At 57.3% G+C, this 4,846-nt stretch carries 5 protein-coding genes; all 5 read left to right on the top strand.

Annotated elements, in window-relative coordinates; genetic code table 11:
* Positions 1–446: 446 nt before the first annotated feature.
* Positions 447–1,340 (top strand): hypothetical protein, encoded by an 894-nt coding sequence (locus CK944_RS21475; protein WP_103175087.1) that lies wholly within the window; start codon positions 447–449, stop codon positions 1,338–1,340.
* A gap of 299 nt (positions 1,341–1,639) precedes the next feature.
* On the top strand, positions 1,640–2,518 hold the full coding sequence (locus CK944_RS21470) for an AraC family transcriptional regulator (protein ID WP_103175086.1): 879 nt from the start codon (positions 1,640–1,642) through the stop codon (positions 2,516–2,518).
* 162 nt (positions 2,519–2,680) lie between these two features.
* Positions 2,681–3,349 (top strand): hypothetical protein, encoded by a 669-nt coding sequence (locus CK944_RS21465; protein ID WP_103175085.1) that lies wholly within the window; start codon positions 2,681–2,683, stop codon positions 3,347–3,349.
* A 71-nt stretch (positions 3,350–3,420) separates the two neighbouring features.
* Positions 3,421–4,194, top strand: coding sequence for an L-iditol 2-dehydrogenase (locus tag CK944_RS21460; RefSeq protein WP_103175088.1), 774 nt, complete (start codon positions 3,421–3,423; stop codon positions 4,192–4,194).
* Positions 4,194–4,846, top strand: a 653-nt coding sequence (locus CK944_RS21455; RefSeq protein ID WP_103175084.1) for an SDR family NAD(P)-dependent oxidoreductase, incomplete at its 3' end; no start/stop codon positions are given. The genes CK944_RS21460 and CK944_RS21455, both read left to right, overlap by 1 nt.

The following is a 4,846-nucleotide window of genomic DNA, read 5'->3' as shown; positions in this document are numbered from 1 at the left end:
GCGGCCTTCCCCGGAGGAATACGTTAGATCGACAGAACTAGGCATTCTGTCACAAGAATGACTTGAAATCTTTGGAATGAGTGTCTGACTGCATCTAAATGGGATTTCACCCCGCTGGCGGACGCACGTATTTGGGTGCGAGGCGCCCTCTACCTTCCTCCCAAACCTGATTCCGTTCCGCATTTCAGCGCATCTAAATTCAGCCCATTACATTTTTCAATGACACAGTATGCAAAACACTCATCCGCAATACTTCGTCAACCTGTAGCGCTTTATTACTCAAGATTGTAAATTAACGTGTTTTGGCGAGTTGTTCTTGCGGCCCTCTCAACCGTTGTGAAACATCATCCTGCTCGCAGGTTTCATTACGTTCATCCAGGAGGGAAGTAACTGGATGCACCTGAAGTATCTGCATAGGGGAATGTTTTATAAAGAGAGAGAGAGTCATGAGTGGCGATATGTATGATATGACAAAGTGGACGCTTTCCGGTGGAGGCGTAATCGTCAATGTCACCGCTAAAATGAATGCTGACGGAAGTGTCACGCTATCTTACAACCTGGATGAGAACTCCGCTCAAGCCGACCTCAACGGTATCTTCATTGACTTTGGCAACAACGGCGGCACGATCACCAGCATCGGCACCAAGTCGAACAACATGAATGGTTCGGACACGGACGGCGACAAGCTGGACGGGTTCGATCTGGCGCAGGTTCTGGGAACGGTTGGTGGGTCCGATGCCGATAATGTCTCCGGAACCTGGACCATTAGCGCCGCTGACCTTCAGAAGTACGGCATCACCAGCCTGAGCCAACTTGCCGATGCCGAGATTGGCATTCGGGCGACCAGTGTGGGTGAATATCGTGACGGAAGCGTCAAGCTCGCCGATATTGGTGAGTTCTGCCCCGCCCCAACGGAGACTGACGATTATCCCGATGCGTTCCCGCTTTCCAACGCAACGCTGATCTTCGATGTCACCGACAGCACCAAGGCCCTTGATAAGAACGGCGACGGATACGTTGCGGTGAAAATCGACAATTGGGATTTCGGCAAGCTCGACTTCGACGATTACGAGGCCGCTATCCTGAAGGAACTGGCCGCGGATCATGGGCTTTCCGCAGAGGATTTCCTCGGCGTTATTCTCAAGGGCGGGAACGAACCCAACAGCACGCAATTCTACGCAAAAGGGGACGACAACCCAGATACCGATCCGTTCCCTGAAGCGCCAGCAAACTGGGCATCGACGGATGCGGACTACTGGCTCAACTACCCTCCCGCTCAGGGAAATATCGACGCGACGCGCGTTGATTTGAACTACATTGTGGATGATTTCACGTTCTGAGACAGATAATCAGCGGCTGCTGTTGTCGCGGTCAAAAACAAGGTAGCCTCTGATCCTGTGGCTCTTTGTGAGCCCTCTCGCGAGCCCGCCTCGGTTGCGGATGGGCTCGCTTCAGCGTTGGCCGAGCGTCGTAGCTTCTCGTGATGCTCTCTGATCGTCTTAGATCCCGCTCTCTGGATGAGTAACTGCTTTTCGCCCTATAATGAGTTTCGGTCGCGGCTGAATGAACGATCACTGGCAGGACAAGTAGACTTAGCAGGAGCATCTTTGTTCAGGTGAAGCGGCAGAAGGTCCATAGAATGGCTCATGCGAAAAACCGTCGCGATCCCGTTTTCGAGCCTATTGTTCCCCTTCCTTCGGACAGTTTCGTTTGGCGCAACGACGACTATCCAATGCCATGGAGCGTCTGGAACCAGCATGGCGAGTGCGAAATTCATCTGATCCGCAGGTCGGCGGGCACCTGCCATGCCGGCGATTTCATCGGGCCGTTCAATCCAGGCGATCTTTACCTCGTTGGGAGCAACGTCCCGCACGACTGGGTAACGCCGTTGGGTCCCGGCGAAATCATCAAAGGACGAGACGTCGTCCTGCAATTCGATCAGGGCCGACTACTTGACGCCTCAGCCTCCTTTCCGGAACTGCGTACACTTGGCACGCTGCTGGAACTGAGCCGGCGAGGTCTTATATTCGTCGGTACCACCAAGGATGTTGCCACCGAACTTCTTGAAGCGATCGGCGGAAGCGCCGGGCTCGAACGCTTCGTGCTCTTCCTCCGATTGCTCCATGTCTTAAGCGTCAGCAGTGAGTTTCGTGTGCTGTCCTCCGCGGGTTTTGCACCGAACCTGGATGCCGAAGCCAATGGTGTTCTCAGGGATGCACTGGAACACATTGCCACAAACTGCCACGAGGAACTGCGGCTTGCCGACTTGGCCGACCGCGTTGGCATGACGGAGAGCTCGTTTTCGCGGTTCTTCAAGCGGATGACTGGAAACACCTTCACGCGACATATGACGGAGCTGCGCATTGCAAAGGCGTGCCAGCTGCTGGTCCACACGGACAAGCCGGTGACCGAGATTTGCCATGAGGTGGGCTACATCAACATCTCGAACTTCAACCGAGCGTTCCGAACGGTACGCGGCATGACCCCGAGCCGGTATCGCAGCCTCACGCTCCGATGATCAATCCTGCCTATCTCTATTTGATGCTGCATTAATCAAGGCAAAAAATCATCAGTTGGCTGCATGGCGCGCGCTAGGCGGGCCTCGCTTGAAATCGCACTATGCTTCTCATGGTCTGGGGAGGCTAGAATGGCGAATGAGAGCTTTAGAGGAGCAAGTTGCGTGGCGCGGCCGTTGCCTGCGGGCCTTGAACGTCGCGGCAGGCATGTCATTGTCCTTCATGGCGCGGAAGAGACCGGTAAGCCGGCTCGCGAGCTTCCAGAGCGTCTGAAGCAACTCCTGACCGGACATGAGGGCGTCAAGAACAGACGTGCGGACATCAAATCACTGCTCCGCCAGTGGTACTCCGCTGAGTGCTATGCCAATGCAATAAGCCTTGGGATCGTTGCAGGACCGGGCATCGGAACGTCAGCGATCCGTCGGATCATCATCGAGGGCTGGAAGGGCAAGCCGGTTCCCGGCGCAATCGCGCTGCTCGAGCATGATCGCCAGCTCTCGGAGACACTCGTGGCCATGGCGGCGCAGTCGCGAAACCTGCAGGACAGCGCGGCGGCCAACAGGCAGAAGGTGACGCCGCTGGCGCCGCCGAGCCTGATGGAATGGCCACCGTTGGTGTTCTTTCTTTCCGCGGAGGATCCGTTGCGGGGAGAATGCGCGCAAGCGTGCCGGCGGATGCGGGCAGTTGGGATCCCTGCGACGCTCGAGATCATCGATGCCTTGGCCCTCCTGGACGGGCTCGAACCTTGCGGGACCGGGCTGTCAGAGCTGGTTGAGGAACTCGAGCACTTCTTTGCTCGGCATTTGGTCAGCGATTTCCCGAAAATCTACTGACTGGCGCCTTCTCGCCAGTCGCGAAACCAACAACCTGAGATCAATCGGAATAAAGAACGACCATGACGGGTTTGAAACGACTTGAGGGCAAGACTGCCCTGATTACAGGGGCTGCACGCGGTATCGGGCTCGCCTTTGCGGAAGCGTATGTTGCCGAGGGCGCGAAGGTCGCAATCGCCGACATCAACATCGAGAGGGCGCGACAATCGGCAGCCAAGATCGGGGATGGCGCGATCGCGGTTGAGATGGATGTCACCAGGCAGGAGTCGATCGACGCAGCGGTAGCCGAAACGGTGGAGCGGCTTGGTCGCATCGACATCCTGATCAACAACGCCGCGCTGTTCACGGCCGCTCCCGTGGTTGAAGTCGATCGGTCCGATTATCAACGCGTCTTTGACATCAATGTGGGCGGCACGCTCTTCACCTTGCAGGCTGTCGCCCGGCACATGATCGAGCGCGGTGAGGGCGGCAAGATCATCAACATGGCAAGCCAGGCAGGGCGCCGTGGGGAGCCTTTGGTCGCCGTCTACTGCGCGACCAAGGCTGCGGTCATCAGCCTGACCCAGTCTGCAGGCCTCAACCTGATCCAGCACGGCATCAACGTGAACGCCATTGCACCCGGTGTTGTCGACGGCGAGCATTGGGACGGCGTCGATGCATTCTTTGCGAAGTACGAGAACAAGGCGCCTGGCCAGAAGAAAAAAGAGGTCGGCGAGAGCGTTCCCTTTGGCCGAATGGGCACCGCCGATGACCTGACGGGCGTTGCGGTTTTCCTTGCCACCGACGAAGCTAGATATATCGTTTCGCAATGCTTCAACGTCGACGGCGGACAGTGGATGAGCTGATGGACCTTGGATTGAACGGAAAGCTTGCTGTCGTCACAGGTGCCAGCAAGGGCATCGGACTTGGGATCGCCCGCGGCTTTGCCCGCGAAGGTGCAAATGTCATCGTCACCGCCCGGTCCAAGGACGCCATCGAAACTGCGGCGGCCCAGATTGCTGACGAGTTCGGTGTGAGAGCCCGCGGCATTGCCTCGGATGTTTCGACCGGGGAAGGCTGCCAAGCCATCATAGACGCCGCCGCCGAGATGGGAGGAGCCGATATCTTCGTCTCGAACGCCGGCACCGGATCGAACGAGACGGTGATGGACGCTCCGGATGAGAAATGGTTCGAATTCTGGAGCCTGCACGTTATGGCAGCGGTGCGTTTGTCACGCGGCCTCGCGCCGCAGATGGAGGCGAAGGGGGGCGGCGCGATGTTGATGAACGCCTCGATCTGTGCGGTCCAGCCGCTCTGGTACGAACCGATCTACAATGTCACGAAAGCGGCGCTTCTGATGTTCGGAAAGTGCCTGTCGGCCGAGTTGATCGGACGTAACATCCGCGTCAACACGGTAAACCCAGGTCTTGTCCATACGCCCGACTGGGAGAACACGGCGCGGGAGTTGAGGGGCGACAGGTGGGAGGACTATCTCAAGGGCACCTCGATTTTTGACCG

It is taken from the genome of Paracoccus sp. SY (assembly GCF_002901215.1).
Lineage (GTDB): Bacteria > Pseudomonadota > Alphaproteobacteria > Rhodobacterales > Rhodobacteraceae > Paracoccus > Paracoccus acridae.
Note: the sequence above shows the minus strand (reverse complement) of the source record. Positions and strands in the feature narration are given on the sequence as shown.